We start from the raw sequence: 1485 nt of genomic DNA, 5'->3' as shown, positions 1-1485 counted from the left end.
CACTTCATTTTCTTCACATTGGGATTGAGCATTGTCTTAGTCCCTGTTAGCTTAAGACGCATGAACTTATTCTTCACACCTTCATCATCATACTTTTTCTGGTGGCGCTCTATGTAGAGCGGCGCGGAATTCTTACATTCTTACGCTGCTGGAAGGTAGCGAAGAGTGTCTTGTCTTTTTATCTCCAGTAGCGATCTATTTTGACTAGGAGATAACCATGAACATCAAAGAAACGCATCAACAACGCGAAATCATTCTCACGGGGGACCGAGCTACAGGGCCTTTACACCTTGGTCATTACGTCGGTTCGTTACAACAGCGTGTGGCATTACAATCGGAGCATGACCAAACCATTCTGGTCGCCGATATGCAAGGCCTGACCGATAACGCGCACAATCCTTCAAAGGTATCTTCGAACATTCTAAACGTAGTCGCAGATTACCTTGCAGTTGGCATCGACCCCATTCAAACCACTATCTGTTTGCAATCTCAACTGCCAGCCCTCGCAGAATTGACGATGTATTACAGCAACTTAGTTTCCATTGCTCGCTTAGAGCGTAACCCAACCGTAAAAAATGAAATTCAAAGCAAAGGTTTTGAGCGTTCAATTCCTGCAGGGTTCCTGACTTACCCAATTTCTCAAGCCGCTGATATAACGGGTTTTCGCGCGACACTTGTTCCGGTTGGGGATGATCAATTACCAATGCTTGAGCAAACGAATGAAATCGTGAGAAAGATTAACCACCTTGGCGGACAAGAGATCCTAAAAGAGTGCCGTCCGTTGCTTAGTGATGCGCCACGTTTACCGAGTACTGATGGCAAAAATAAAATGTCGAAAAGCATGGGCAATGCCATTAACTTAGGGGCGACTGAAAAGGAAATCTCAGTTGCAGTGAAATCCATGTACACCGACCCAAGCCATTTGCACATCGAAGATCCTGGTCAAGTAGAAGGCAACATTGTGTTCACTTATCTCGATGCTTTTCACTCTGACAAAGAGCATGTCGAGCAACTCAAAGCGCACTATCGCCGTGGCGGGCTAGGAGATGGAACCACGAAAAAAGTATTGGAAGAATGCCTTCAAGAAATGCTGCGTCCGATCCGAGAGAAACGGGCGTTGTATTTGAACGACAAAGCGCAACTTATTGAGATTCTTAAACATGGCAGCCAAGTCTCTCGAGAAAAAACAGAACAAGTTTTGTCCGATGTTAAGAGTGTGTTTGGCTTGAACTTGTTCTGAAATAGGTTCGGGAGCACAAAGTAAAAAGGCGCGAAAGCTAACCTGCAACGTGCTTTTTTGTATGCGTACCTTATGAAGAAAAGAAATCGCGACGAAAATTCGCTATCTCTTTTTGATAGTAACGCTGCCAGTCAGATTCAGACCAACTCGCGTGGCTGGTGGCTCTTTGCGTTGCCAATCTGGATTCGAGCTGTTTTAGCTCGGTTTGATAACTGCGAACTTGCTGCTTTTGTTTTGCTATTTGT

The 1485-nt window shown here is 45.0% G+C and carries 1 protein-coding gene; it reads left to right on the top strand.

Annotated features, from left to right (window positions below; translation table 11 throughout):
• Positions 1-217: 217 nt before the first annotated feature.
• Positions 218-1240 carry a tryptophan--tRNA ligase gene (trpS, locus tag R8N28_RS24615; protein ID WP_029851261.1) on the top strand — a complete coding sequence of 341 codons (1023 nt, stop codon included), beginning with the start codon at positions 218-220 and terminating at the stop codon, positions 1238-1240.
• The last annotated feature ends 245 nt before the right edge of the window (positions 1241-1485 follow it).

This window comes from Vibrio sp. Vb1554 (genome assembly GCF_033344235.1).
The sequence above is the reverse complement of the archived record's forward strand: the minus strand, read 5'-3'. Positions and strand labels throughout refer to the sequence as shown.